Raw genomic sequence first — 26,923 nt, 5'->3', positions numbered from 1 at the left:
TAGCGGCCGCGCGGCGCTTCGGGCCGCGCCGATCCGCTATCATCCAGGGTTCTTATCGAACAGCGTTCCGAGGCAGGAATCCCATGACGGTGGTCAGCGTCGAACAGGCACTCGCGGGCAAGGTCCCGGCGGGCGGTGAAGTCACGGTCCGCGGCTGGGTACGTACCCGTCGCGACTCCAAGGCCGGGCTGAGCTTCGTCAATGTCAGCGACGGCTCCTGCTTCGCGCCGATCCAGGTGGTCGCGCCCAATACCCTGGGCAACTACGAAGCCGAGGTGAAGCACCTCACCGCCGGCTGCGCGGTGATCGCCACCGGCACTCTGGTCGCCTCGCAGGGCCAGGGCCAGAGCTTCGAAATCCAGGCCAGCGCGCTGGAGGTGGTGGGCTGGGTCGACGATCCGGAAACCTATCCGATCCAGCCCAAGGCGCATTCGCTGGAATTCCTGCGCGAAGTCGCGCACCTGCGTCCGCGCACCAACCTGTTCGGCGCCGTCACCCGCATCCGCAACTGCCTGGCGCAGGCCGCGCACCGCTTCTTCCACGAGAACGGCTTCTACTGGATCAGCACGCCGATCGTGACCACGTCCGACGCCGAGGGCGCGGGCCAGATGTTCCGCGTCTCGACCCTGGACATGGCCAACCTGCCGCGCGGCAAGGACGGCGCGGTCGATTTCTCGCGCGACTTCTTCGGCAAGGAAACCTTCCTGACCGTGTCCGGCCAGCTCAACGCCGAGGCCTACGCGCTGGCGCTGAGCAAGGTCTACACCTTCGGCCCGACCTTCCGCGCCGAGAACAGCAACACCACCCGCCATCTGGCCGAGTTCTGGATGATCGAGCCGGAGGTCGCCTTCAACGACCTGGCCGCCAACGCGCGCCTGGCCGAAGACTTCCTCAAGTACATGTTCCGCGCGGTGCTGAACGAGCGCGGCGACGACCTGGCCTTCATCGCCGAGCGCGTCCAGCCCGACGCGATCACCCGCCTGGAAGCCTTCGTCAACGCGCCGTTCGAACGCATCGACTACACCGACGCGATCGGCCTGCTGCAGAAGTCGGGGCAGAAGTTCGAGTTTCCGGTCGAATGGGGCCTGGACCTGCAGACCGAGCACGAGCGCTGGCTGACCGAGCAGCACGTCGGCCGTCCGGTCGTGGTCACCAACTACCCCGAGCACATCAAGGCCTTCTACATGCGCCTCAACGACGACGGCAAGACCGTCGCCGCGATGGACGTGCTGGCCCCGGGCATCGGCGAGATCATCGGCGGCAGCCAGCGCGAAGAGCGCCTGGACATACTGGACGCGCGCATGGCCCAGTTCGGCCTGGACCCGGCCCACTACGGCTGGTACCGCGACTTCCGCCGCTACGGCACGGTGCCGCACGCCGGTTTCGGCCTCGGCTTCGAGCGCCTGGTGGTCTACGTCTGCGGCCTGGGCAACATCCGCGACGCGATCCCCTACCCGCGCGCGCCGGGCAGCGCCGAGTTCTGAGGTCGCGCCATGGCAACGGTGACCCTGTATCGACCGACCGGCCCGAATGAACTGGCGCTGGTCGAGGCCAGCGGATTCCGGCGCTGGCCGCCGCGCCTGCCCGAACAGCCGATCTTCTATCCGGTGACCAACGAGCAGTACGCGATCGACATCGCGACGCAGTGGAACATCAAGGACAGCGGCGTGGGCTACGTGACCCGCTTCGAGGTCGACGCGGAGTTCATGGCGCGCTACGAAATCCAGAAGGTCGGCGGCTCGCACCACACCGAATGGTGGGTACCGGCCGAGGAGCTCGAGCAGCTCAACGACCGCATCGTCGGGCTGATCGAAGTCATCGGCGAATACCGCGCGCCCCAGGATTGAGCATCCCGTGATTCTGTTCCTAGCCCTGCTGTTCGTCGCCGTCGCCATCGCCGGCTTCTGCGCCTTCGTGATCTTCTGGCCGCTGTCGCTGGTGCACATCCGCGACCGCCATCCGGAGCTGCAGCGCGAGCTCGGCGCCGGCGCGTTCGCCAATCCCAGCGCCTGGCGCTGGCTGCTGGTGCGCGGCTACCGCAAGGCCGCTGACCGCAATCTCGACGGCCTGGCCGATCCGGCGCGGCTGTCGCTGCTGACCATCATCGCCGGGCTGGTCTGCGCCGGCCTGCTGTGGGCGCTGTCGACGGTGCTGCCATGAGCGATGCTTCTATGAGCGACGAACCCATGAACGAAACCCTGCGCGAAGAATGGTGGCTGGCGACGCTGGGCCGCACCGTGATCTGGGCGCGCCTGCGCGTACGCGACGCCGGCACCGCCGAAGTCTTCGACAGCGACGGCAATACCCTGGCCTACGACAGCGAAGACACCGCCCGCGCCGCGCTGATGGATGCCGAGTTCGTCTCGCTGGACGGCCTGGACGACGAGGATGCGGCCGAGCGCGGTTTCGCGCTCGACGAACTCACGCCGCCGCGCGCCGCCGACGACGAGGCATTGCGCGAGTCGATGGTACTCAAGCTGCCGCAGCGGCACTGAGGCGGCCATGTACCTGCCGCGCGCCTTCGCCGAAGCCGATCTGGCCGCGCTGGACGCGCTGTTCGTGCGCGACAGCTTCATCACCCTGATCAGCGTCCGCGACGGCGAACCCACGGTCTCGCACCTTCCGGTGTTGTACCGCCGCGACGGCGATCGCATCCAGCTGCGCGGGCATTGGGCCAGGCCGAACCCGCAGTCCGGCCATGCCGGCGCGGCGCTGGCGGTGGTGCACGGCCCGCATGCCTACGTCTCACCGGGCTGGTACCCGGACAAGGAAGAAGCCGCCCGCGTGCCGACCTGGAACTACGCGGTCGCGCATCTGCACGGGCGCCTGGACACCTACGAAGACGAAGCCGAACTCGCACGTCTGGTCGATGACCTCAGCGTCCACCACGAAGCCCAGGTCGGCAGCGACTGGCGATTCGAGGCCGAGCGCGAGGACCTGCGCCGGCAGTTGCGCGGCATCGTCGGTTTCCGTTTCGAAGTCGAGCGCGCGACGCTCAAGTTCAAGTTCAGCCAGAACCACCCGCTCGCCAATCGCATCTCGGTCGCCCGGCACCTGGACGCGCTCGGCGGCGAAAACGCACGCGAGGTCGCGGCCTTAGTGCGCGCCGGCCTGCCCGACGCCTGACCCTACGGAGACCCGCCATGGACCTCGATCTCACCGGCAAGCACGCCCTGGTCTGCGGCGGTTCCGACGGCATCGGCCGCGCCGCGGCGCATGAACTGGCGCTGCTCGGTGCCGACGTCACGGTGCTGGCGCGCAGGCCTGAAGCCTTGCAGGCGGTGGTCGCGGCCCTGCCGACGCGCGAGTCGCAGCAGCACGGCTGGATCGCCAGCGACGTCTCCGACACCGCCGCGCTGCGCGCCCAGGTCGAAGCGCTGGCCGCCGGTAGTCCGGTGCACATCCTGATCAACAACACCGGCGGCCCGCCCGGCGGCGCCGCCCACAGCGCCGCGATCGAGGCCTATCTCGATGCGTTCAACCGTCACCTGGTCGCCAACCAGACCCTGGTCGCGGCGGTATTGCCGGGCATGCAGTCGGCGCGCTGGGGCCGCATCGTCAACGTGATCTCGACCTCGGTGAAGGAACCCATCGTCGGCCTGGGCGTGTCCAACACCATCCGCGGCGCGGTCGCGAGCTGGGCCAAGACCTTGTCGCGCGAACTCGCGCCGTTCGGCATCACGGTCAACAACGTGCTGCCCGGCTACACCGAAACCGGCCGCATCACCCAGATCATCGGCGACCGCGCACGCAGCTCGGGCCAGTCCGAGGAGGCGATCGTCGAGGCCATGCGCAAGACCGTGCCGGCCGGCCGCTTCGCCCAGCCGGCCGAGATCGCCGCCAGCATCGCCTTCCTCGCCTCGCCCGCCGCCGCCTACGTCAACGGCGTGAGCCTGGCGGTGGACGGCGGACGCATGCAGTCGATCTGAGCCTAAGCCGCCGCGGGCGCACGCCCGTAGCGCGAACGCTCAAACCACCACAGCGCTGCGCTGAGCAGCAGCCAGCCCAGGAACCACGGCCAGGACGGACCGCGATGCGCGTTCGCGGACGCGTCGCTTGCGCTCGCGCGTGTGGGCGGCTGCGCGGCCAGCGCCAGCGTGCCCTCGCGCAATGCGCTCGCGCGCAAACCCGGCGCCTCGTCGGCGCGGCGCACCGCGAACGGCCAGGCGCGTTCGCCCTGATGCAGCACGTGCCAGCCAGGTAGGCGCGGCCAGTAACCGGCGCAGCGACGCGCGCCGCTGACCGGGTCGATCGGCAACACCAGTTCGCTGCCGTCCGGTGCGGAGACGCGCGCACCGGACGCCAAGCCGCATAGACTCAGGCGCTGATCCGGACGTGCGTCGGCGTCGATCTCGGGCGTCTCGCCCGCACGCGCACGCGCGACCGCCGCCAAGGCGTCGTTCCATAGTTGCGCATGCAGGTCGCCGCGGCCGGCCAGGGCCAGCCGGAAGCTGTCGGTGAGCGTCCACAGCGCGACGCGGCCACGGCCTTCGGCGCGCCAGACCGCGAACGCGACGCCGTTCGCATCGCGCAGCAATGGGCGCGTCTGCGGCGATTCCAGGCGCACGGCGCGCCGGCTCAGCTGCGGCGTTTCGGGGATCGCTTCGTCGCGCGCATGCGGCGCATCCGCAGTGCCCGGACCGATGCGGGCGCGGATCGCATCCTCGTCCGCACCGGCGTCCACCGCCAGACGCAGGGTCGCGGTGTCGCGACCGGCATCGACGTTCAGACCCAGCGCCCGCCATTGCCCGCGCGTGCTTTCGGACAAGGGGCCGGTGACACGCAAGACCAGGCCCAGACCGTTGCGCAACGCTTCGACCATGCCGGCGCGCTGCGCCGCGCTCAGGGCCTCCCAGCTGCGATCGTCCAGCACCGCCAGGTCGTAGCCGGCCAGGGTCGCGGCATTGATCGCGATCGGCGCGTCGCCCAGCTGCATGCCGCCGCCGACGCCGATCTGCGTGTGCAGGCTCGCGCCGCTGTCCAGCGCCCAGCGGCGCAGGTACTTGAGTTCGGGATTGGGCGCGCCGGCCAGGATCAGGATGCGCGGCGCGGCTTCGGCCACGGTCCGCAGCGGCAGTTCGACCTGCTCCACCGGCTTGCGTTGCGCGTCGAGCAGGCGCAGCGCGAAATTCGCCAGCCCTTCGCCACGAGCGCTGCCTGCGAGCGCGAAGCCGCCGCCCGCGTCCAGGGACGCGCGGTCGACGCGACGACCGGCCGGATCCAGCAATTCGGCGCTGCCGCCGGCCAGACCCTCGGCGCGACCGTGCACTTGGAAATCGCCGCCCGCCGCTATCCGCGGCGGCAGCCACAGGCCGCTGAGGCCGCGCGGCAGCGGCGCCGGCTGGAACTCGATCGAAAGTCCGCGCGCGGCGTCGAGATCGCGCGCCTCCAGCCCTGCGCCGATCACGTGCAGGCGCCGCGTGCCCGGATGCCGGCGCAAGGCCGTGGCCAGGTCCGGCACACGCTCGCCGTCGAGCGCGGCGGCGGCTTCGGGCAGCACGACGCGGACATCGCCGGCGACGCCCTCGGCGAAGCCCTGGCTGCCGGCGGTAGCGACCAGCATCGTGCCGGCTTCGCCCTGCAGCCAAGGCGGCAGCAGTGCGAGATACAGCAGGACCGCGCAAGCCGGCTGCGCGACGAACAGCAACACGAAACGCCAAGCATGTCCGCGTTGTCCGAGGGGCGCGCGGTGCTGGCGCCAGACCAGGCCGGCCAGCGCGACCAGCACGGCCAGCGCCAGCAATGCGGCCAGCGCGAATTCGGGCGTCATGTCAGCGAACCCGCTCATGGCGCCGACTCCTTGCGCAAGGCATCCAGATAGCGCCGGCCTTCGTCGCCGCCGTCCTCGCGCCGCGGCAGCGCGGCCGGTGGTCGCGTCAACAGAGGCCATAGCAGGCCACGCAGGCGAGCGCGGCACGGGACGCAATCGGGGCGTTCGCGCAGCGCGTCGATCGCGGCCACGAACGCGAGCGGGTCCGGCACCCGCGCCTCGTGTTCGCGCAGCCAGCGCTCCAGCGCGGCGGTGTCGATCGCCGATCCCGCCCGCGCCGGCGGCGCTTCAAGCGCCCGCCACAGCGATTCCAGCGCCGGATCGGGCGCGGTCGCCGCGTTCAAGGCGTCGCCGCGTCGCGCCAGACCTTCGCGCTCGCCGCTCATGCGCCGGCTCTCGTCGATCGGCGGAAGTTCCGGGCCGACCCGCGCCAGGTAGATGCGGCTGGCCTGCTGCACCTGCTTGATGTAGCGCAGGGCGCGGTAGGCATAAGGCAGGGCCTGGTCGGGATGGCCCTGGCGCAGGTGCAGTTCGGACTGCCACATCTCATCCAGCGCGGCCTTCAACAACTTGCGGGTTTCCGGATCCAGCAGGGTCGCGGCCTCGGCGTGATCGTGGGTGTGCCCGTATTCCTCCAGCACCGAGCCGGCATCCCCGAACCGGGACGGAGCCTGCGACGGCGCGTGCTCGTGATCGTCGTGGGCCTCGGCGCCCGCAGCGTGTTCGTCGTGTTCGCCGGCCTCGTTGGCGACGTCCTCGGCATCGTTGGTCGGCGGCTTCGGTTCGCCCTCGGCCTCCTCGCCCAGGAACTGGCCGTAGCGCAAACGCAGGATGCGCTGGTCGACGCCGATTCCGTCCGAGCGCTTCGCGTACAGGCCGGCTTCGAGCTTGCGCCGCTGCGCGTACAGCGCCTCGGCATCGATGATGATCTGGCGCTGGCTGCGGAAGTAGGCCGGCAGCGTGGTCTTGACCAGGCCCTCGATACCGGTCGCTTCCTGGCCCAGGTCCGCCGGCCAGCGCAGGATCAGGCTGGGACTGCGCGCGCTCTGCGGCTGCGGGCTGCGGTTGTCGTCGACGCTCAGCTGCACGATCAGGTCGTCGCCGGCGGAAAAACCCAGCGCAGCCAAGTCGAGTCGATGCGCATAGCGTTTCGCGGTCGCACTGCCGCTGCCGCGCAGGCTCAGCTGCTGCTCGCGGAAAGTGATGTTCTCGCCCGAGCCCTGCGCCAGGGTAATGCGCAGCGTCGCGTTCGCGGCCAGGCCGTAGTCGTCGCTGGCGTCGAACAGCAGCGGCCACACACGCTGTCCCGCCGCGAGCAAAGTCAGGCCGCGGTCGGGTTCGACCACGCGCAACTGCGGCGCACGGTCGGGCACGACATCGAGGCGATACAGGCGCCGGCTTTGCAGCGGCAGCGCCTGCGGATCGAGCACGATGCGGTACAGGGTCGATTTGTCCAGGATCAGGCTCGCCGACCAGTCCTCGCCCTGGCGCTGCAGGGGCAGACGGCGGCCTTCGTGGAAGAGCAGTTCGGCCGAACGCGGTTGCGGCTGGAAGCGCAGGCGCCAGCGCAGCTGCGCACCCTGCACCGTCTTGGCTTCGAGCTGGCTGTCCTCGCGTGCGGGCAGGCGCGTGTACGCGGGCGGCGCGAGCGCGAGCTGGGTCTGTGTGAGCCGTGTCTGTGTAGGCGCAGGCGCCAGGCCGACCGCATCGGCCAGGCGTTCGCTCAGCGGCGCGTCGTCCGGCCGCGGCCACAGCAGGATCGCCAGCAATGCGAGCACGGCCACTGCGGCCGACAGCAGCCAGCGGCGCAGCGACCAGCCCGGGCGCAGGTCGGGCGTCGCGCCGGTCTCGATGCGTCCTTGCAGGCGCGAGCGCTGCAGGTTCTGCAACGCGCCCAGCGGCGAGGACTCGGCGAACAGCAGGTCGGCGCTGTCGTCCATGTCGGCGCGGCGTGCGTTGAGCCTGCGCGCCAGCCATTGCGTGTCCAGTCGTGCGGCGTGGCGCCAGCAGGCCAAGGCGATGACGGCCGCGCCGGCAAGCGCGACCGGCAACGCCACGACCGCCCCGCTCCAGCGCCCCGCCAGCGTCGCCGCGACCGCCAGCCAGGGCGCGGCGACCAGCGACGCGTCGAGGCCGCGTCGCAGTCGCGCGGCCCGCAGCAGTTTCTGCAACTCATGGGCGGCGCTCATGGCGTGACGCCCCGGCGCGGACGCGTGGCGAGCCAGCGCTCCAAGGCGAACAGCGCGGCGATCAGCAAGGCCAGCCACGGTTTGAGATCGCGTGCGGGCGCGTCGAAGCTCGGGCCACCGGTGCGCGGCGCGTAGTCGCTGGCGATCGCGCGACCGGGCGCGGCGACCGGCGCGCTCAGCAGTTCACGCAGGCGGCGCGGAAACTGCGGTTCCAGCAGCTCCGGCATCGTCTGCGGCGCCAGTGCGCGGGTGAAGCGCAGCACGCGCCCGTTGCGGTAGCTCGATCCCTCGACCAGCACGGCACCGTCCGCATCGCGCCACAGCGGCGCGCGAGCGGCGGTCTGCGGCCATTGCGCGTCGGCATCGAGCACGGCGGTGCCGCCGGCGCCGATCCAGTCCAGCACCGCTGTCGGCAAGGCGCCCGGCGCCAGCCACACCATTACCTGGGTCTTGGGGTCGGTGGGCGCCGCAGTGCCGGCGACCCCGCTGTCGGCGGAGACGCTCTGCGGCGACCAGGCCGAAACCGCGGCGCGCAGGTACGGCAGCGACGCCGCGCGTTCGGCCGCGTAGCGGATCGCGAGCTTCGGCGGCGCGACGGCGGCGGCGGGTGCTGCGTCCGTCGTGCCGGCAACCACCTGCCACTGCAGCGCTCGCGACAACACCGGCCGCTGCCCGTCGGCGCCGCTCAGTTGCGCAGGCACCAGCACGCGCAGCGGCACCTGCGCAGGCAGCGTCGCATCGAGCTCGCGCAACAGGCTCGCCAGCGCGACCGGTTGCGATGGCGGCGCCGTATCGATGGCGGGAAAGCCCGGCGCCAGCCAGCGTACGCGTGCGCCCTCGCCCGCCGGCACGGCCCGCGGATCGACGCCGGGCGCGACCACGATCCAGGGCTGATGGCTAACCGCACCGTACGACACCGGCCGCGCCAGCCACAACGCGAGCAGCGCCAGCAACAGCAAACGCAGCAACAGCAGCAGGCGTTCGTCGAAGCGGATGCGATGGCGCGGGCGCGGCTTCTGGCGCAGCCAGCGCAGCGCGGCGAAGTCGGTCGGCCGCTGCTCGCTGCGCCGCGCCAGATGAATCAGCAGCGGCAGGATCAGGGCCGCGAGCGCGGCCAGCGCGGCAGGCAGCAACAGGGCGAAGTTCACGCGTACTCCGCGGCGTCGCGGGCGCCGAACAAGCGGTGCAGCGGCAAGTCGAGTTCCTGGTCCAGCACGTATTCGGCATGGCGAATGCCACAGGCGTCCAGCCGCGCATCGATCTCGGCCCGCGCTGCGCCGAAACGGGCCAGGAATTCGGCGCGCAGCGCGGCGCCGTCGCCGAGCAGTTCCTCGCCGGTTTCCGGATCGCGGAAACGGTGGCCGCCCTGATAGGGGAAGTCGCGCTCCTCGGCGGTCAGAATGCGCAGGCTCAACACTTCGCGCCGCGCCGCGGCCAGACGTTCGGCTACGGCTACACCGCTCTCGTCGAAGCCGTCGCCCAGCATCAGCACCAGGTCGTCGGCGGCGATGCGTTCCCACAGCGGCCGCAGCTTGTCGGCCGCGGGCCAGCTGCCCTGCGCCGATAGCGATTGCAGCTCCAACAGCAGGCGGTCGCGCTGACGCGGGCCGGTGGCCGGCGCGAGCAGGCGCAGGCCGTCGCCGCGCAAGGCGATCAGGCCGAAACGATCGCCCTGGCGCAGCGCCAGCTCGGCCACGCAGGCGGCCAGGGCCTTGGCCGCGTCCAGCCGGGTCCAGCCCGGGCGCGCGGCGTCGGCCTGGGTCATCGAAGCGCTGGCGTCGATCAACAACCACACCGCGAGCGGACTTTCGCGTTCGGCTTCGCGCACGAAGAAGCGGTCCGAGCGCGCGTACAGCTTCCAGTCGATCTGGCGCAGTTCGTCGCCGGGCTCGTAGGCGCGGTACTGGGCGAATTCGAGCCCGGCACCGCGGCTGCGGCTGCGATGCAGGCCCAGCCCGTGCGCGCCGACCGCGCGCCGCGAGGTCAGGCGCAGATTGCGCAAGCGCGCCCGCACCGCCGCCGGAATCAGATCGCCGCTCATGTCCCTGGCCGTCCTGCTGCGACGCTCAGGCGCCGGCGAACGGCACGCCGCGCAGCAGCGCCGCGATCACGTCGTCGGCGCTCTTCTGCTCGGCCTCGGCCGCGAACGACAACAGCAGGCGATGCCGCATCACCGGCGCCGCGAGCGCGAGCACGTCGTCGCGAGTGGCCGCCAGGCGCCCGCGCAGCAAGGCGCGCGCCTTGGCCGCCAGCACCAGCGACTGGCCCGCGCGCGGGCCGGCACCCCACTTCACCCATTGCTTCACTTCGGCCAGGGCGCCGTCGCCGGGACGGCTGGCGCGCACCAGGCGGGTGATCCACAGCAGCAGATCCTCGCCCAGATGAACCTCGCGCACCCGCGCCTGCAAGGCCAGCACCTGCTCGCCGTGCATCACCCGCGGCACCTGGGCGCTGTGGGCGCCGGTGGTCTGCTGCAGGATGTCGTGCTCTTCGCGCTCGCTGGGATAATCGACGCGGATATGCAGCAGGAACCGGTCCAGCTGCGCTTCCGGCAAGGGATAGGTGCCGGCCTGCTCCAGCGGGTTCTGGGTGGCCAGCACGAAGAACGGCGCCGGCAGCGCGTGGGTCACGCCCGCGTAGCTGACCGTGCGCTCCTGCATCGCTTCCAGCAACGCGGCCTGGGTCTTGGGCGGCGTCCGGTTGAGCTCGTCGGCGAGCAGCAGGTTGGTGAAGATCGGGCCGGGCTGGAAACGGAAATGGCGATGGCCGGTGCCGTGATCCTCCTCCAGCAGCTCGGTGCCGAGGATGTCGCTGGGCATCAGGTCGGGAGTGAACTGCACGCGCCGGAACTGCAGCTCCAGCGCCTGCCCCAGCGAGCGCACCAGCAGGGTCTTGCCCAGTCCGGGCACGCCCTCGAGCAGGCAGTGGCCGCCGGCGAGCAGGCCGATCAGCAGTTGTTCGACCACGTCGTCCTGGCCGACGATGGCCTGGGCGATCGCGCTGCGCAAGGTGCCCAGTTGCGCGAGTTCGGCCTGGATATCGGATTCGCTGGGGGTCTGGCTCATCGGTGTTCCCTTGCTGGTTCGTTCACGCGGTCAGCGCGTACATGACGATATTGACCGCGAACTTGGTGTTGTCCTCGGCCAGGAAGCGCTTGTTGCGCCAGTCGTAGTCCCATTCGCAGCCGTAGTCCTTGTTGCTGTAGAGCACGCCCAGACGGCCGTCGATCTCGATGCCCTGCAGATACTCGTGGACCAGGTCGTCGCCCCAGCCGTTGAGTTCGAAGCCGGTCGCGGGCGGGCCGTCGAAGGTGAAGAAGCTGCGGTAGATGGGATGGTTCTTGGGCAGCTTCTTCATCGCCTTGCGGCCGAAGATCGTCGCCATCTGCGCCTCGAACGAGCGCGCGAACAGGCCGTCGATGTCGTGGTTGCAGTCGTCGACGAAGACGAAGCCGCCGTTGCGCACGTAACGCTCGAAGTTGCGGCGCTCGTCGGGGTTGAACTCGACCAGCTTGTGCCCGGCCAGGTAGCAGAACGGCGCGGTCAGCATCTTCGGATCGGCCAGGGCGAGCACGTGTTCCTTGGGGTCCACGCGCAGATTGGTGTAGTCGATCAGCGAGGTGATGAGGTTGGCCGGCATGCGCTGGTCCACGTCCCAGTCGCCGGAGTCGTACTTGAGGCGGGTGAACCAGAAGTCGTACTCGGCCGCGGCGGACGCGGCCTGCCACGGGCGCGCCAGGGCCGCGCCGGCCAGGCCGCCGAGCATCAGGCGCAGGAACTGCGCGCGGTTCACGGCGCCACGCCGGCCGGCGCCGTGGCGGGGGTGGCGGCGAGCTCGCGCATCGACGGCCCTGCCTACAGCGCCCGCGCGGTATTGATGACGTTGACGCCGTCGAAGCGCGCCGTGCTCGAACCGTGCGACACCGCCGAGACCTGGCTGGGCTGGCCCTTGCCGTCGAAGAACGAACCGCCGAGGCGGAAATCGCGCTCGTCGCAGACCGCCACGCAGGCGTTCCAGAATTCCGGCGTGCGGATCTGGTAGGCGGCGTCCTCGACCAGGCCGGTGACCTGGCCGTTCTTGATCTCGAAGAACAGCTGGCCGCCGAACTGGGCGTTGTAGCGCTGCTGGTCGATCGAGTACGAGCCGCGACCGTGCACGTACAGACCGCGTTCGACGCCCTTGACCATCTCGGCGACGCTCAAGGGCTTCTTGCCCGGCTTCAGCGAGACATTGGCCATGCGCTGGAACTGCACGCTGGACCAGGAATCGGCGTAGCTGCAACCGTGCGACTCCTTGTGACCGAGGATGTGGGCCTCGTCGCGGGTGGCCTGGTAGTCGACCAGGATGCCGTCGCGGACCAGATCCCACTCGCGCGTCTTCACGCCCTCGTCGTCGTAGCCGACCGCGCCCAGGCTGCCGGGACGCGTCTTGTCGGCGACGAAATTGACCACCTCGCTGCCGTAGCGGTAGCCCTGCTCGCGCTTGTCGAGCGTGGCGAAGCTGGTGCCGGCGTAGTTGGCCTCGTAGCCGAGCACGCGGTCCAGCTCCAGCGGATGGCCGACGTTCTCGTGGATGGTCAGGAACATGTTGGAGGGGTCGAGCACCAGGTCGTACTTGCCGGGCTTGACCGACGGCGCCTTGAGCTTGGCGCGCGCGTGCCTGGCGGCCGCGACGGCGTCCTCCATCACGTCGTAGGAACGGCCGTAGCCGGTCATGCCGCCGGGCAGCGCATGCTTCTGCGCGGGGTCCGCGTCCAGGTATTCGTAGCCCATGCCCATCGGCGCCGACAGGCCGTCGCGGGTGCGGAACTTGCCGCTGGCCTTGTCGATCGCGGTCGCGGTCAGCGGCAGCCAGATCCGGTGCACGTCCTGGTCGATGTAGCTGCCGTCGGTGGAGGCGAAGTACTTCTGTTCGTTGATCACGAACAAGGTCGAATTGACGAAGTCGGCGCCGGCCTTGAGCGCGGCGGCGTTGACCCCGAGCAGCAGATCGACCTTGTCCTTGATCGGCACCGCCATCGCGTTCTTGCGCACCGGCGTCGCCCAGCGCACCTCGCCCACGCCGGCGACCGGCGCCAGCTCGACCTTGCGGGTCTGGGCCTTGGCGTTGGCGCGGGCGATGGCCAGGGCCTGGCGTGCCGCATTGGCCACCGCTTCAGGGGTCGCGCGCGCGGTGGCCGCGAAACCCCAGGCGCCTTCGCAGAGCACGCGGATGCCGACGCCGGCCGATTCGCTGTTGACGATGTTGCGGACCTGGGCCTCGCGGGTGATCACCGACTGGCGCAGATAGCGGCCGATGCGCACGTCGCAGTACGACGCCCCGCCCTCGCGCGCGGCGTTCAGCGCGGTATCGGCCAGGGCGCGGCGGCGCGCGCCGTCGACCGGTTCGAGCAGGGCTTCGGCGGCGATGCTGCGGCCGTAGGGAAGCATGAGGCCGGCCAGACCCAGGCCGGTGAAACTCAGGAAGTCGCGTCGTTGCACAGGCGTGTTCGGCTCGGCGGAATCGATGGAACGCGCACGGGGCGCGTCGGCGACGGGCGGCGCACCGGAGTCCGGTGGCGCCGCCCGCGCCGGTGGGCGTCAGACCGCGTCCGACAGCGAGGTGAAGGTGAAGTCGCGCAGCTTCATCGGCGGGATCATCATCACGAACGAGGACTCGTCGCCGGCCACGCGCACCGGCTTGCCGAGTTCTTCGATGTTGTTGAGCATGATCACCGGCGATTCGTTGAAGCGGAAATTCTTCACCGGGTGCTTGATCACGCCGTTCTCGATGTAGAAGGTGCCGTCGCGGGTCAGGCCGGTCAGCAGCACGGTCTGCGGATCGACCAGGCGGATGTACCAGGTGCGGGTGACCAGGATGCCCTTCTGGGTGCCCTTGATCAGCTCCGCCGTGGACTTGTCGCCGCCCGCCATCAGCAGGTTGCCGGGCGCGCCGACGGCGCGCTTGCCCTGCTTCTTGGCCCAGTAGCGCGAATAGCGCAGCGCTGCGACCTTGCCGTTCTCGACCACCGCCATCTTCTCGCGCGGCAGGCCCTCGCCGTCCCAGGGCATGACCGCGGCGCGCTCGTCCCAGGGATCGGCGACGATGTTCACGCGCGGGTCGTAGACCTGCTCGCCGAGCTTGTTGCCGCCGCCCTTCTTGGACAGGAAGCTGCGGCCTTCGTCGGCCTGGCGGGCGTCGAAGAAATTCATCATGAACGAGATCAGGCCGGCGGCCGCGGCCGGTTCCAGGATCACGGTGTACTTGCCCGGCTCCAGCGCCTTGGCCTCGGCCGATTCGGTGGCCTTGCGCATCGCGGTGCGCACGTCGCTGTCGACCTTGAACTCGTCGGCGTTCTTGAGGTTGCGGCCGACCCAGCCCGAACCGCGGCCGTCGTCGGTGCGCACGGTGCAGGTGTAGTCGAAGTTGGTGGCGCGCTGGTAGCCGAAGTTGCCCTTGCTGTTGGCGAAGGCGACGAAGCTCTGGCCGTCCTCGAGGAAGCCGGCCGCGGTCAGCTTGTCGGCGCGGCAGGGCGCGATCGAGTCGGCCGCGACCTTGGCCCGATACTCGGGCGTGATGCCCGCGGTGGCTTCGCTGAAGGTGTTGCTGGGCTTGTAGCTCTGCTTCTCGATGGCCGGCATGAACTCGGGGTTCTCCGGCGCCAGCCGCGCCAGGTCCTCGGCGCGGCGCACCACGCGCTCCAGCGCGGCGTCGTCGAACTCGTTGATGGTGGCCACGCCGACGCGGCTGCCGAACGCGACCTGGACCGCGAGGTCGGCGTCGTCGACGATGCCGCTGGTGGAGACGTTGTTGAGGGCGAAACGGATGTTGCCGTTGATCGAGCCGCTCAGGGTGGCGGTGCACTCGTCGGCCTTGGACAGCTTGACGACCTTCTCGAGGATGGTCCGGGCTTCGGCTTCGGTAAAGATACTCATCGTGGATTCTCCTGGCGTCGCTTAGCCGAGCTTGCGGGCGGTGTTGATGACGTTGATGCCGTTGAAGCGCGCCGTGCTCGAACCGTGCGAGACCGCCGACACCTGGCCCGGCTGGCCCTTGCCGTCGAAGAACGAACCGCCGAGGCGGTAGTCGCTGTCGTCGCAGACGGCGGTACAGGCGTTCCAGAACTCCGGCGTGCGGATCTGGTAGGCCACGTCCTCGAGCATGCCGGTGATCTTGCCGTTCTTGATTTCGTAGAACAGCTGGCCGCCGAACTGGGCGTTGTAGCGCTGCTGGTCGATCGAGAACGAGCCGTCGCCGATGATGTAGATGCCGTTCTCGACGTCCTTGATCATGTCGGCGACGCTGAGCTTGTTCTTTCCCGGCGCCAGCGAAACGTTGGCCATGCGCTGGAACTGCACGCTGGACCAGCTGTCGGCGTAGCAGCAGCCGTCGGACTCGGTCTTGCCCAGGATGTGGGCCTGGTCGCGGATGGTCTGGTAGTCGACCAGGGTGCCGTCCTTGATCAGGTTCCAGCGCTTGGTCTTGACGCCCTCGTCGTCGTAACCGACCGCGCCGAGGCTGCCGGTCTGGGTCTTGTCGGCGAAGATGGTGACGTTGTCGCTGCCGTAGCGGAACTTGTCCTTGAGCTTGTCCAGGGTGGCGAAGCTGGTGCCGGCGTAATTGGCTTCGTAGCCGAGCACGCGGTCCAGTTCCAACGGGTGGCCGACCGATTCGTGGATGGTCAGCCAGGTGTGCGAGGGGTCCAGCACAAGGTCGTACTTGCCCGGCTTCACCGACGGCGCGGTCAGCTTCTGGCGCGCCTGCTTGGCCGAGGCGACCGCGTCCTCGAGCATGTCGTAGGAGTCGCTGTAGTTGACCACCCCGTTGGGCGAGACGACCTTGCCCGAAGCGGCGCCGTCGAGGTATTCGAAGCCCATGCCCATCGGCGAGGACAGGCCCTCGCGGGTGCGGAACTTGCCGCTGGCCTTGTCGATCGCGGTGACCGTCATCGGCGCCCAGATCCGGTGCACGTCCTGGTCGATATAGGAACCGTCGGTGGAGGCGAAGTACTTCTGTTCGTTGACCAGGAACAGCATCGAGTTGACGAAGTCGGCGCCGGCCTTGATCGCCGCGGCGTTGACGCCCAGCAGCAGGTCGACCTTGTCCTTGAGCGGGACCTCCATCGAATTCTTCTTGATCGGCGTCTTCCACGACACCTCGCCCACGCCCGGGGCCTTGGCCAGTTGCACCGGCGCGGTCTGGCTCTTGGCGTTGGCGCGCGCGATCGCGGCGGCCTGCTGCGCGGCCTTGGCCACGCCATCGTTATTGAGGCGGTTGGTCGCGGCGAAGCCCCAGGCGCCGTCGACCAGCACGCGGATGCCGATGCCGGTGGACTCGGTGTTGACCACGTTCTGGACCTTGTCCTCGCGCGTGATCACGAACTGGCGCAGGTAACGGCCGATGCGCACGTCGCAGTACGAGGCGCCGGCCTGGGTGGCCGCGGCCAGCGCGGCGTCGGCCAGCGCCTTCTTCTTGGCCACGTCCAGCGGCGCGAGCAGGGCCTCGGCGGCGATGAGGTTGCCGTAAGGGACCATCAGCCCGGCCAAGCCCAGGCCTGACATCGTCAGGAAATCGCGTCTGTCCACGTTGGTTCTTCCGCCGTTGAGGCCCGCATGTCGACGTTGCCGTCCGCCACCGGGCATGGATGAGAAGGGTCCGCTGGAATGTGCAGAGCCGCCAACGCATGCGTCAAGTGCCGTCCGACCCGGGTCATGCCGACGATGACGAAGCTGGAACCTGGATGCCGCCGGGCTTTGCATAGCTTGGCCGCAGCGTGACGCACCGCGGCATACGCATCCTGCGCAGAGCATGCGGCGCCGACGCGGACCGTCGCGGCGGTCCCGCTGCATCGGATCGGCGCCGCACGGATCGGAGCCGCACGGATTTAAGCGGCACCGATCTAAGCGGCACGGATCGACGCGGTCGCGATGGGCGCTGGACGGCCCACGCGTTAAGCTAGTCGGATGCGCTATTTCCGGCACTGCATCGACGGACAGTCCCGCGACCCGGCCAGCGGCGGTTGGCTGGAGGTTTACGATCCTGCCAATGCGCAGGCGTATGCACAGGTCGCCGCCGGCGATGCGGCCGATGTCGAGGCCGCGGTCGCCGCCGCCCAGACCGCATTCCCGGCCTGGGCCGCTCTGCCCCACAGCGAACGCGCGCGCTGGCTGGAGAAACTGGCCGATGCGCTGGAGTCGCGGCTGGAAGCGTTCGCGCAGGCCGAATCCAAGGACGCCGGCAAGCCGATCCGGCTCGCACGCGAGGTCGAGATCCCGCGCGCCGTGTCGAACCTGCGCTTCTTCGCCCACGCCGCCACCCAGTTCGCCAGCGAATCCCACCATGGCCAGGCCGGGCTCAACTACACCCTGCGCTCGCCGCTGGGCGTGGTCGCGACGATCTCGCCCTGGAACCTGCCGCTGTACCTGTTCACCTGGAAGATCGCCCCGGCCCTGGCCGCGGGCAACACCGTGGTCGCCAAGCCCTCGGAGGTGACGCCGGCCACGGCGACCATGCTCGGCGAACTCGCGGCGCAGATCGGCTTCCCGCGCGGCGTGCTCAATATCGTCCACGGTCTCGGGCCGCAGGTCGGCGAGCCCTTGCTGAATCACGACGCGGTGCGCGCGATCTCGTTCACCGGCAGCACCGCGGTCGGCCAGCGCATCGCCGCGCTGGCGGCGCCGCGGCTGAAGAAGGTTTCGCTGGAACTGGGCGGCAAGAACCCGACCCTGGTGTTCGCCGACAGCGACTGGCGCGGCCAGCTCGACACCCTGGTGCGCTCGGCGTTCCAGAATTCCGGGCAGATCTGCCTGTGCGGCTCGCGCATGCTGGTGGAACGATCGATCTACGCCGAAGTCCGCGCCGCCATGGTCGAGCGCGCCCAGGCCCTGCGCGCCGGCGATCCCGACCAGGACACCACCACGCTCGGGCCGCTGGTCTCGCAAGCGCATTACGACAAGGTCCTGCGCGCGCTCGATCGGGCGCGCGAGGAAGGCGGCCAGGTGCTCTGCGGCGGCGGCGCGCTGGAGCGCGCGGGCTGGTACGTGGCCGCGACCGTGATCGAAGGCCTGGGCCCGGACGCCGTCAGCAACCGCGAAGAGATCTTCGGCCCGGTACTGACCCTGCAGCCCTTCGACGACGACAGCCATGCCCTGGCCCTGGCCAATGCCGGCGACTACGGCCTGTCGGCCTCGATCTGGACCCGCGACCTCAATCGCGCCCATCGTCTGGCCGCGCAGCTGCGCGTGGGCATGGTCTGGATCAACACCTGGCTGCAACGCGACCTGCGCACGCCGTTCGGCGGCGTCGGCGCGTCCGGTCTCGGCCGCGAGGGCGGCATCGAGGCCATGCGTTTCTTCACCGACGCCAAGAACGTCGGCCTCCACCTGGGATAAGCAATGAGCCAACTCGACGACCTGCTGAAGAACAACCGCGAATGGTCGCAACGGATCAGCGCCGAGGACCCCGAGTTCTTCGCCAAGCTGTCGCGCCAGCAAGCGCCCGAATACCTGTGGATCGGTTGCTCGGATTCGCGCGTGCCGGCCAACCAGATCATCGATCTCGCCCCCGGCGAGGTCTTCGTCCACCGCAACATCGCCAACGTGGTCGTCCACACCGATCTCAACTGCCTGTCGGTGATCCAGTTCGCGGTCGACGTGCTCAAGGTCAAGCACGTCCTGGTGGTCGGCCATTACGGCTGCGGCGGCGTGCACGCGGCCCTGCACGGCCATCGCTACGGCCTGGTCGACAACTGGCTGCGCCACGTCACCGACGTCGCCGACAAGCACGTGTCCTGCATCGCCCACGCCCATCAGGACGAACGCCACGACCGCCTGTGCGAGCTCAACGTGATCGAGCAGGTGCAGAACGTCTGCCTGACCACGATCGTGCGCGACGCCTGGTCGCGCGGCCAGCCCCTGACCGTGCACGGCTGGGTCTACAGCCTGCGCAACGGCCGCGTCCACGACCTGGGCATGGACATCGAGTCGCACGAGGCGCTGCAGTCGGCCTACGACTCGGCGGTGGCGCGCGTGCATTCCACCCACGGCGGTTCGCCGCGATGAGCGCGTCCGACCGCAGCGTGCGTACCGATGCCGCGCCGCGGCCGGTCGGCTCGTACCCGCATGCGCGCCGGGTCGGCGAGCTGCTGTTCCTGTCCGGCATCGGCCCGCGCGACGCGGCCAGCAACGGCATCCCCGGCAACGTCCACGACGCCGACGGACGCCTGGTGTCCTACGACATCGAGCTGCAGTGCCGGGCCGTTTTCGCCAACGTGCGCGCGGTGCTCGAAGCCAGCGGCGCGGGCTGGGACGACCTGGTCGACGTCACCGTTTACCTGACCGACATGGCCCGCGACTTCGCCGCCTACAACGCGGCCTGGGCCGAGGCCTTCCCCGACATCGACCGCGCGCCCTGCCGCACGACCCTGGGAATCACCGCGTTGCCGACCCCGATCGCGATCGAACTCAAATGCATCGCGCGCCTGCCGCGCGCCGCGGAGTAGGACCATGCTGCCCGGACCGATCAACCTGCAAGCCTGGATCGAAGAACACCGCCACCTGCTCAAGCCGCCTGTCGGCAACAAGGTGGTCTATGTCGGCGACTTCATCGTCATGGTCGTCGGCGGCCCCAACCAGCGCACCGACTACCATTGGGACGAAGGTGCGGAGTGGTTCTACCAGCTCGAAGGCGAGATGGTGCTGCGGATCCAGGAAGACGGCGCCGTGCGCGACATCCCGATCCGCGCCGGCGAGACTTTTCTGCTGCCGCCGCGGGTGCCGCATTCGCCGCAGCGCATGCCCGACTCGATCGGCCTGGTGATCGAGCGCCGGCGCCGGCCGGACGAGGACGACGGACTGATGTGGTTCTGCGAACGCTGCAACCACAAGCTGTACGAAGAATACTTTCACCTGCACAACATCGAGACCGACTTTCCGCCGGTGTTCGATCGCTTCTACGCCTCGACCGAACATCGCAGCTGCAAGCAGTGCGGGCATCTCAATCCGGCGCCCGCGCGCTACACGATGCCGGACACCTGACGCGCGGCCCGGTGCAGGCGCTCATGTCCCCGCTGCTGCCCAAACTGTCTCTGCTGCTCGCCGCGGCACTGCCGGCGAGCGCCCTCGCTGCGCCCGCGGCCGCCGAATCGCAGCCGACCGTGGTGCTGGCAGGAGGCCTGATCGCCGAACCCGGTGAACCGAGCCTGGGGCCGCATACGCTGGTGATACGCGACCAGCGTCTGAGCAGGATCCAGCCGGGACTCGATGCCGGCATCGAGCCGGGCGCGCGCGTGCTCGACCTGTCCCAGGCCACGGTGCTGCCCGGCCTGATCGACCTGCATGTGCACCTGGCCATCGATACCAATGCGGACACCACAACCAATGCGTCGGGGCCGCGGCTCGCTCTGGCCACCGCGTCCTACGCGCTGCGTCTGCTGCGCGCCGGCGTGACCACGGTGCGCGATACCGGCGACAACAGCGGCGTGACCTACGCGGTGCGCGACGCCATCGACAGCGGCCTGCTGGAGGGCCCGCGCATCCTGGCCGCCGGCCGCATCATCTCGCGCACCGGCGGACACGGCGCCAAGCGCGCCGAGCCCGACCAGGTCCCCTACCCGCCCGCGGCCTGCGACGGCCCGGAATCGTGCCGGCGCGCAGTGCGCCAGAACATCGAGGACGGCGCGGACTGGATCAAGATCACCGTGTCCGGCTCGGGCCGCGAATCCGGCGGCCGCCCGGACGCCGCACCGATCCTGTTCGAGGACGAAGTCGTCGGCGCGGTCTCGGCCGCACGTCAGGCCGATCGCCCGGTCGCCGCGCACGCGCACAGCACCGCCGCGATCAACCTCGCCCTGCGCTCGGGCGTGCGCACCATCGAGCACGGCACCTACTTCGACCAGGAGTCGGTGGCCTTGTTCAAGCGCCAGCACGCCTACCTGGTGCCCACCGCCTTCGTCGCCCGCTACGTGGAATCCAAGCTGGGCACGTTCGCGGGCGGGCGCGACGGCCAGTCCGTCGACGACCTGCGCGCCTGGACCCAGGCGGCCAAGGCCGGGCCGGGGCGCGCCTGGCGCGCGGGGGTGCCGCTGGCGCTGGGCACCGACGGCGGCCCCAGTTTCGCGCCGACCGCGACCGCGCTGGAGGTCCAGTACTACGTCGACTCCGGGGTGCCCCTGCCCGAAGCCGTCCGCGCCGCGACCTCGGGCAATGCCGACGCCCTAGGCCTGGGCGCGGAACTGGGGCGGCTGCGCGTGGGCTACCGCGCCGACCTGATCGCGGTCGACGGCGACCCGCAGCGCGACGCCTCGCAGCTGCTGCGCATGCGCATGGTGATGCGGCAGGGCCGGCTGGTCTGCCTGGGCGACTGCGTCGAAGCCGCTGCGGGATCGCCAGCACCCTAGCCGGCGATTAGACTCGACCCATGCTCAAGATCGACACCCACGCCCATTACCTACCGCGCGACTGGCCCGACCTCGCGCGCAAGTTCGGCGACGACCGCTTCCCGGTGATCCACCATACCGACGACGGTCGCCATCGCATCTACAAGGACGGCAAGTTCTTCCGCGAGATCTGGTCCAAGACCTGGGACCCGCAGGAGCGCATCGACGACTACGCGCGCTTCGGCGTGCAGGTGCAGGTGATCAGCACCGTGCCGGTGATGTTCAGCTACTGGGCCAAGCCGCACCACGCGCTGGAACTGCATCAGGCCCTCAACGACCACATGGCCGAGGCCTGTCGCGCCTACCCGCGCCACTACGCCGGCATCGGCACGGTGCCGCTGCAATCGCCGCGCCTGGCGGTGCAGGAGCTGGAGCGCTGCATGGACCAGCTCGGCCTGCAGGGCGTGCAGATCGGCAGCCACGTCAACGACTGGAACCTGGACGCGCCGGAGCTGTTCGAGTTCTTTCAGGCCGCCAGCGACCTCGGCGCAGCGGTGCTGGTGCACCCCTGGGACATGATGGGCGCCGCCGCGATGCCCAAGTACTGGCTGCCCTGGCTGGTCGGCATGCCGGCCGAGCAATCGCGCGCCGCCTGCTGCCTGGTGTTCGGCGGCGTGCTCGAACGCCTGCCCAAGCTGAAGATCTGCATGGCCCACGGCGGCGGCAGCTTCCCCTACACCATCGGCCGCATCGAACACGGCTTCAACATGCGCCCGGACCTGGTCGCCACCGACAACCCGCGTAATCCGCGCGAGTACCTGGGCCGCATGTATTTCGACTCCTGGGTCGCCGATCCGCGCGCGCTGCAGTACCTGCTCGACACCTGCGGCGTGTCGCGGGTGATGCTGGGCACCGACTACCCGTTCCCGCTGGGCGAACAGGAACCCGGCGCCGGCATCGCCTCGCTGAAGCTGCCCGAACCCGACCAGGCCCGGCTCTACCACGGCACCGCCCTGGAATGGCTGGGCCTGCCGCTGTCGCGCTTCTCGTAGCCGCCTGAGCCCGCACGATGCCGCACCTGACCCTGCACTACACCGCCAACCTCGTCGATTTCGACGCCGACGCGGTGCTGGACACGCTCAACCGCGCGCTTGCCGGCAGCGGCCATTTCGACGAACTCGCGATCAAGAGCCGGGCCCTGCCGCTCGCGCATTACCGCGTCGGCAACGCCGACGAGGGCCGCGCCTTCGTGCACGTACAGCTGAAGATCCTGCCGGGCCGCAACGAAGCGGTGCGGCACGCCTTGTCCGCGATCGTGCTCGACGCCCTGCGCCGCGCGATGCCCGAGCACCATCCGTCCGTGCAGTTGTGCGTCGACGTCGACGAGCTGTACGCGCCCGCCTACGCCAAGATCGTCCTAGACGCGAACCTGCCCTGAGTCCATGACCGACCTGTATTCCGAACACCACGCCCTGGCGCTGGACGCCGCCGACCCGCTGCCGACCTTGCGCGACGAGTTCCTGCTGCCGCGCCACGGCGGCGCCGAACAGGCCTATTTCTGCGGCAATTCGCTGGGCCTGCAGCCGCGCGGCGCGCGCGCGCACGTCGAGGAGGTTCTGGACAAATGGGCGCACGAAGCGGTCGAAGGCCACTTCACCGGCCAGGCCCAGTGGATGCCCTATCACCAGCTGGTGCGCGAACCGCTGGCGCGGCTGGTCGGCGCGCAGCCCTCGGAAGTGGTGGCGATGAACTCGCTGACCGCCAACCTGCACCTGATGATGGTCAGCTTCTACCGGCCCACGCGCGAGCGCCCGGCGATATTGATCGAGGCTGGCGCGTTTCCTTCCGACCGGCATGCGGTCGCCTCGCAGATCGGCTTCCACGGTTTCGATCCGGCCACCGATTTGATCGAGCTGGAACCCGATCTGCCCGGCGGCACCTACTCCATGGCCGCGATCGAAGCCGCGATCGCCGAACACGGCCAGCGCCTGGCGCTGGTGCTGTGGCCGGGCATCCAATACCGCAGCGGCCAGGCCTTCGACCTGCGCGCGATCGCGCGTCTGGCCCAGGCGCAGGGCGCGGTCTGCGGTTTCGATCTGGCCCATGCGGTCGGCAACATCGAACTGGCCCTGCACGACAGCGGCGTCGACTTCGCGGTGTGGTGCCACTACAAGTATCTGAACGCCGGGCCGGGCGCGGTCGCCGGCTGTTTCGTGCACGAACGTCATGCCCGCAGCGAGCGCCCGCGCTTCGCCGGCTGGTGGGGCCACGAAGCGGCGACGCGCTTCCGCATGGGCCCGCAGTTCGTGCCCACGCCGGGTGCCGAAGGTTGGCAGCTGAGCAATCCGCCGATCCTCGGCCTGGCGCCGCTGCGCGCCTCGCTGGACCTGTTCGACCGGGTCGGCATGCCGGCGCTGCGGGCCAAATCGCTGCGCCTGACCGGTTACCTGGAAGCGCTGATCCGCGGCCGCCTGTCCGAGACCCTGCAGATCGCGACGCCCGACGATCCAGCCCAGCGCGGCTGCCAGTTGTCGCTGCGCGTGGTCGGCGGCCGCGAGCGCGGACGCGCCCTGTTCGACCACCTGGCCGCGAACGGCGTGCTCGGCGACTGGCGCGAACCCGACGTGATCCGGATCTCGCCCGCACCCTTGTACAACACGCACGCCGACGTGCTGCGATTCGCCCAGACCGTGGAGCGCTGGGCCACGGCCTAGGCCGCACCCGCCGCATCGTCCCAGCCAGCCGACCCTCAGAGCGGACCGCCTTGAAGCCAGAAACGGACAAGCACCTCACCATCATCGGCGCCGGCCTGGCCGGAGCGCTGCTGGCCACCCTGCTCGCCCGCCGCGGCTGGGACGTCGATGTGTACGAAAAACGCGGCGATCCGCGCCTGAAGGGTTATCAGGGCGGACGCTCGATCAATTTGGCCCTGGCCGAACGCGGACTGCACGCGTTGCGCTTGGCCGGCGCCGACCAGGCGGTCATGGCGCAGGCGGTGATGATGCGCGGACGCATGGTCCACTTCCTCGACGGCCGCACCGACCTGCAGCGCTACGGCCGCGACGACAGCGAGGTGATCTGGTCGGTGCACCGCGGCGAGCTCAACCTGATCCTGCTGCAGATCGCCGAAGACGCCGGCGCGCGCCTGCACTTCCATCGCGGCCTGCAGTCGGTGGACTTCGACGCCCGTGTCGCCCGCTTCCTCGACGAGCGCGACGGCAGTACGCACGATGCGGGCTTCGGCAGCCTGGTCGGCGCCGACGGCGCCGGCTCCGCCTTGCGCGCGGCGATGAACCGCGCCGCCGACCTGGGCGAGCGCACCGAATTCCTCGGCCATTCCTACAAGGAGCTGGAGATCCCGCCCGCGCCGGACGGCAGCTTCAGCATCGAGCCCAATGCGCTGCACATCTGGCCGCGCGGGCGCTACATGTGCATCGCCCTGCCCAACGACGAGCGCACCTTCACCGTTACCTTGTTCCTTCCCAACGAAGGCGAGCCCAGCTTCGCCACGATCCGCGATGGCAGCGACGCGCGCGCCCTGTTCGAACGCGACTTCGCCGACGCCCTGCCGCTGATCCCGAACCTGGAACAGGACTTCGAACGCAACCCGGCCGGCCTGCTCGCCACGCTCTACCTCGAGCGCTGGCACCTGGACGAGCGCGCGGTGCTGCTCGGCGATGCCGCGCACGCGATGGTGCCGTTCCACGGCCAGGGCATGAACTGCGCCTTCGAGGACTGCGTGGCCCTCGCCCGGCATCTGGAGGATGGCGCCGACCGCGCCGCCGCGTTCGCCGCATTCCAGGCCCAGCGCCTGCCGAACGCGCGCGCGATCCAGGCCATGGCGCTGGAGAACTACCTGGAGATGCGCGACCGCGTCGACGACGACGACTACCTGCTGCAGCGCGCCCTGGAGCGCAAGCTCGGCGAGCGTCATCCCGACCGCTTCATGCCGCGCTACGCCATGGTCACCTTCCACCGCATGCCCTACGCGGTCGCGTTCGAACGCGGCAACCTGCAGCGCGAACTGCTGGTCGAACTGACCCGCGGCCACGACAGTCTGGATACCCTGGACTGGGACGCGGTCGATGCGGCGGTGCGCGAACGCCTTTCGCCCCTGCCTGCGGACGACTGACGCGCATGCCCGCGAGCTTCCTGTTCTACGACCTGGAAACCTACGGCGCCGACCCGCGCACGACCCGCATCGCCCAGTTCGCGGCGATCCGCACCGATGCCGACCTCAATGAGATCGAAGAGCCGATCAGCATCTTCGTCCGTCCCGCCGACGACCTGCTGCCCTCGCCGACCGCGACCCTGATCACCGGGATCGCGCCGCAGGACGCGCTGCGCGACGGCATGAACGAAGCCGAGGCCTTCGCCCTGATCTTCGACGAGATGGCGCGCCCGGAAACTTGCAGCCTGGGCTACAACTCGCTGCGCTTCGACGACGAGTTCGTGCGTTACGGCCTGTTCCGCAATTTCTACGACGCCTACGAACGCGAATGGCGCGGCGGCAATTCGCGCTGGGACCTGCTCGACGTGCTGCGCCTGGCGCATGCGCTGCGCCCCGAGGGCCTGGTCTGGCCGCAGCGCGAGGACGGAGCGACCTCGTTCAGGCTCGAGCACCTGGCGCTCGCCAACGACGTGCGCGTAGGCGACGCCCATGAGGCGCTGTCGGACGTGCGCGCCCTGATCGGCCTGGCGCGCAAGCTCAAGGCCGCGCAGCCAAAATTGTGGGATTACGCTTTGCGCCTGCGCGACAAGCGCTACGCCGGCAGCCTGGTCGACGTGGTCGGGATGAAGCCGGTGCTGCACGTGTCGCAGCGGTTCCCGGCCAACCGGCTGTGCTCGGCCGCGGTACTGCCGATAGCGCGCCATCCGCGCATCGACAGCCGCATCATCGTGTTCGATCTGGACCAGGACCCCGACGCGCTGCTGCGCCTGGACGCCGACGGCATCGCCGACCGCCTGTACACGCCCACCGCCGACCTGCCCGAGGGCGAGTCGCGGATCGCGCTCAAGGAAGTGCACCTCAACCGCTGCCCGGCGCTGATCGCCTGGGATCATCTGCGCGAACCGGACTTCGAGCGTCTCAAGATCGACCCGGCGCTGATCGAGCGCCGCGCCGCGGTATTGCGCGCGGTCGGTCCGGCGCTGGCCGACAAGGTACGCCGGGTCTACGGCAACGAGCGCGAACGCTCGCCCTCCGACGCCGACGCCTCGCTCTACGACGGCTTCATCGGCGACGGCGACAAGCGCCTGTTCGCGCAGGTGCGCACCGCCGCGCCGGCGGCGCTGGCCAGCACCGCGTTCGCCTTCCGCGACGCGCGCCTGCCCGAGCTGCTGTTCCGCTATCGCGCCCGCAACTGGCCGCAGACCCTGTCGGTCGAGGAGCGCGAACGCTGGGACGACTACCGGCGCCGGCGCCTGTACCAGGACGCGGGGCTGGGCGAATACAACTTCGAACGCTTCCACACCGAGTTGGCCGCCCTGCGCCAGGCGCACGCCGACGACGGCCCGCGACTGGCCCTGCTCGACCGCCTCGAGGCCTGGGGCCGCGATATCGACGCCGGCTTGAGCTGAGGCCGGCTAAGCTTCAGCCATCCCCACGAA

The 26,923-nt window shown here is 69.9% G+C and carries 24 protein-coding genes and 1 pseudogene; 16 read left to right on the top strand and 9 right to left on the bottom strand.

The window, feature by feature from the left end:
* The first annotated feature begins 83 nt into the window (after positions 1 to 83).
* The 6 genes and pseudogenes from asnS (at position 84) to ASE10_RS13415 (ending at position 3,929) form a co-directional block, all read left to right on the top strand.
* Positions 84 to 1,484, top strand: a complete 1,401-nt coding sequence (gene asnS / locus ASE10_RS13440; protein ID WP_056305395.1) for an asparagine--tRNA ligase — start codon at positions 84 to 86, stop codon at positions 1,482 to 1,484.
* Positions 1,462 to 1,847: pseudogene (locus tag ASE10_RS13435) on the top strand (ADP-ribosylation/crystallin J1); the annotation flags it as partial. The gene asnS and the pseudogene ASE10_RS13435, both read left to right, overlap by 23 nt.
* 7 nt (positions 1,848 to 1,854) lie before the next feature.
* Positions 1,855 to 2,160 carry a hypothetical protein gene (locus ASE10_RS13430; protein WP_055906679.1) on the top strand — a complete coding sequence of 102 codons (306 nt, stop codon included), beginning with the start codon at positions 1,855 to 1,857 and terminating at the stop codon, positions 2,158 to 2,160.
* 26 nt (positions 2,161 to 2,186) lie between these two features.
* Positions 2,187 to 2,495 (top strand): hypothetical protein, encoded by a 309-nt coding sequence (locus tag ASE10_RS13425; RefSeq protein ID WP_055907149.1) that lies wholly within the window; start codon positions 2,187 to 2,189, stop codon positions 2,493 to 2,495.
* A gap of 7 nt (positions 2,496 to 2,502) precedes the next feature.
* Entirely contained in the window at positions 2,503 to 3,126 is a 624-nt protein-coding gene (locus tag ASE10_RS13420) for an FMN-binding negative transcriptional regulator (protein ID WP_055906676.1), read from the top strand.
* A gap of 17 nt (positions 3,127 to 3,143) precedes the next feature.
* Entirely contained in the window at positions 3,144 to 3,929 is a 786-nt protein-coding gene (locus ASE10_RS13415) for an SDR family NAD(P)-dependent oxidoreductase (protein ID WP_056305392.1), read from the top strand.
* A 2-nt stretch (positions 3,930 to 3,931) separates the two neighbouring features.
* Here ASE10_RS13415 and ASE10_RS13410 read toward each other — a convergent pair whose 3' ends face one another.
* The 9 genes from ASE10_RS13410 to ASE10_RS13370 all read right to left on the bottom strand — a co-directional run bounded on the left by ASE10_RS13410 (position 3,932) and on the right by ASE10_RS13370 (position 16,523).
* Entirely contained in the window at positions 3,932 to 5,788 is a 1,857-nt protein-coding gene (locus tag ASE10_RS13410) for a carboxypeptidase regulatory-like domain-containing protein (protein WP_157480925.1), read from the bottom strand.
* On the bottom strand, positions 5,785 to 7,959 hold the full coding sequence (locus ASE10_RS13405; RefSeq protein ID WP_055906666.1) for a hypothetical protein: 2,175 nt from the start codon (positions 7,957 to 7,959) through the stop codon (positions 5,785 to 5,787). The genes ASE10_RS13410 and ASE10_RS13405 overlap by 4 nt, the downstream gene beginning before the upstream one ends.
* The gene (locus ASE10_RS13400) at positions 7,956 to 9,107 is read right to left on the bottom strand and encodes a BatA domain-containing protein (protein WP_055906663.1); all 1,152 of its coding nucleotides are present in this window, start codon (positions 9,105 to 9,107) and stop codon (positions 7,956 to 7,958) included. Before ASE10_RS13400 ends, ASE10_RS13405 begins: the two co-directional genes overlap by 4 nt.
* Positions 9,104 to 10,000: a DUF58 domain-containing protein gene (locus tag ASE10_RS13395; RefSeq protein ID WP_055906660.1), complete on the bottom strand. Its 897-nt coding sequence runs from the start codon at positions 9,998 to 10,000 to the stop codon at positions 9,104 to 9,106. The genes ASE10_RS13400 and ASE10_RS13395 overlap by 4 nt, the downstream gene beginning before the upstream one ends.
* A gap of 25 nt (positions 10,001 to 10,025) precedes the next feature.
* The gene (locus ASE10_RS13390; RefSeq protein WP_055906657.1) at positions 10,026 to 11,024 is read right to left on the bottom strand and encodes a MoxR family ATPase; all 999 of its coding nucleotides are present in this window, start codon (positions 11,022 to 11,024) and stop codon (positions 10,026 to 10,028) included.
* A 22-nt stretch (positions 11,025 to 11,046) separates the two neighbouring features.
* Positions 11,047 to 11,724 carry a DUF4159 domain-containing protein gene (locus tag ASE10_RS13385; RefSeq protein ID WP_157480969.1) on the bottom strand — a complete coding sequence of 226 codons (678 nt, stop codon included), beginning with the start codon at positions 11,722 to 11,724 and terminating at the stop codon, positions 11,047 to 11,049.
* An 89-nt stretch (positions 11,725 to 11,813) separates the two neighbouring features.
* Positions 11,814 to 13,439, bottom strand: a complete 1,626-nt coding sequence (locus ASE10_RS13380; protein WP_055906651.1) for a TldD/PmbA family protein — start codon at positions 13,437 to 13,439, stop codon at positions 11,814 to 11,816.
* A gap of 99 nt (positions 13,440 to 13,538) precedes the next feature.
* Positions 13,539 to 14,873 carry a TldD/PmbA family protein gene (locus ASE10_RS13375; protein WP_055906648.1) on the bottom strand — a complete coding sequence of 445 codons (1,335 nt, stop codon included), beginning with the start codon at positions 14,871 to 14,873 and terminating at the stop codon, positions 13,539 to 13,541.
* Positions 14,874 to 14,894: 21 nt separating this feature from the next.
* On the bottom strand, positions 14,895 to 16,523 hold the full coding sequence (locus tag ASE10_RS13370) for a TldD/PmbA family protein (protein ID WP_055906644.1): 1,629 nt from the start codon (positions 16,521 to 16,523) through the stop codon (positions 14,895 to 14,897).
* Between the two features lie 378 nt (positions 16,524 to 16,901).
* Here ASE10_RS13370 and ASE10_RS13365 point away from each other — a divergent pair, with 378 nt between their 5' ends.
* The 10 genes from ASE10_RS13365 to sbcB are packed head-to-tail and all read left to right on the top strand — an operon-like array spanning position 16,902 to position 26,893.
* The gene (locus ASE10_RS13365; protein ID WP_055906642.1) at positions 16,902 to 18,329 is read left to right on the top strand and encodes an aldehyde dehydrogenase; all 1,428 of its coding nucleotides are present in this window, start codon (positions 16,902 to 16,904) and stop codon (positions 18,327 to 18,329) included.
* Between the two features lie 3 nt (positions 18,330 to 18,332).
* Positions 18,333 to 18,998, top strand: coding sequence for a carbonate dehydratase (gene can, locus ASE10_RS13360; protein ID WP_055906639.1), 666 nt, complete (start codon positions 18,333 to 18,335; stop codon positions 18,996 to 18,998).
* A complete protein-coding gene (locus tag ASE10_RS13355) occupies positions 18,995 to 19,438 on the top strand; it encodes a RidA family protein (protein ID WP_055906636.1) in 444 nt (147 codons plus the stop codon). The genes can and ASE10_RS13355 overlap by 4 nt, the downstream gene beginning before the upstream one ends.
* A 4-nt stretch (positions 19,439 to 19,442) precedes the next feature.
* Positions 19,443 to 19,973, top strand: coding sequence for a 3-hydroxyanthranilate 3,4-dioxygenase (locus ASE10_RS13350; protein WP_055906633.1), 531 nt, complete (start codon positions 19,443 to 19,445; stop codon positions 19,971 to 19,973).
* 23 nt (positions 19,974 to 19,996) lie between these two features.
* Positions 19,997 to 21,334: an amidohydrolase family protein gene (locus ASE10_RS13345; protein WP_055906630.1), complete on the top strand. Its 1,338-nt coding sequence runs from the start codon at positions 19,997 to 19,999 to the stop codon at positions 21,332 to 21,334.
* A 20-nt stretch (positions 21,335 to 21,354) separates the two neighbouring features.
* On the top strand, positions 21,355 to 22,365 hold the full coding sequence (locus tag ASE10_RS13340) for an amidohydrolase family protein (protein WP_055906627.1): 1,011 nt from the start codon (positions 21,355 to 21,357) through the stop codon (positions 22,363 to 22,365).
* Positions 22,366 to 22,382: 17 nt separating this feature from the next.
* A complete protein-coding gene (locus ASE10_RS13335) occupies positions 22,383 to 22,751 on the top strand; it encodes a 5-carboxymethyl-2-hydroxymuconate Delta-isomerase (protein ID WP_055906625.1) in 369 nt (122 codons plus the stop codon).
* A 4-nt stretch (positions 22,752 to 22,755) separates the two neighbouring features.
* Positions 22,756 to 24,027, top strand: a complete 1,272-nt coding sequence (gene kynU, locus ASE10_RS13330) for a kynureninase (RefSeq protein ID WP_056305390.1) — start codon at positions 22,756 to 22,758, stop codon at positions 24,025 to 24,027.
* Positions 24,028 to 24,077: 50 nt separating this feature from the next.
* On the top strand, positions 24,078 to 25,445 hold the full coding sequence (locus ASE10_RS13325; RefSeq protein ID WP_056305388.1) for an NAD(P)/FAD-dependent oxidoreductase: 1,368 nt from the start codon (positions 24,078 to 24,080) through the stop codon (positions 25,443 to 25,445).
* Between the two features lie 5 nt (positions 25,446 to 25,450).
* Positions 25,451 to 26,893: an exodeoxyribonuclease I gene (gene sbcB / locus ASE10_RS13320; protein ID WP_055906615.1), complete on the top strand. Its 1,443-nt coding sequence runs from the start codon at positions 25,451 to 25,453 to the stop codon at positions 26,891 to 26,893.
* The last annotated feature ends 30 nt before the right edge of the window (positions 26,894 to 26,923 follow it).

This window comes from Lysobacter sp. Root76 (assembly GCF_001428685.1).
In the GTDB taxonomy this organism is placed as follows: Bacteria; Pseudomonadota; Gammaproteobacteria; order Xanthomonadales; family Xanthomonadaceae; genus Lysobacter.
The sequence above is the reverse complement of the archived record's forward strand: the minus strand, read 5'-3'. Positions and strand labels throughout refer to the sequence as shown.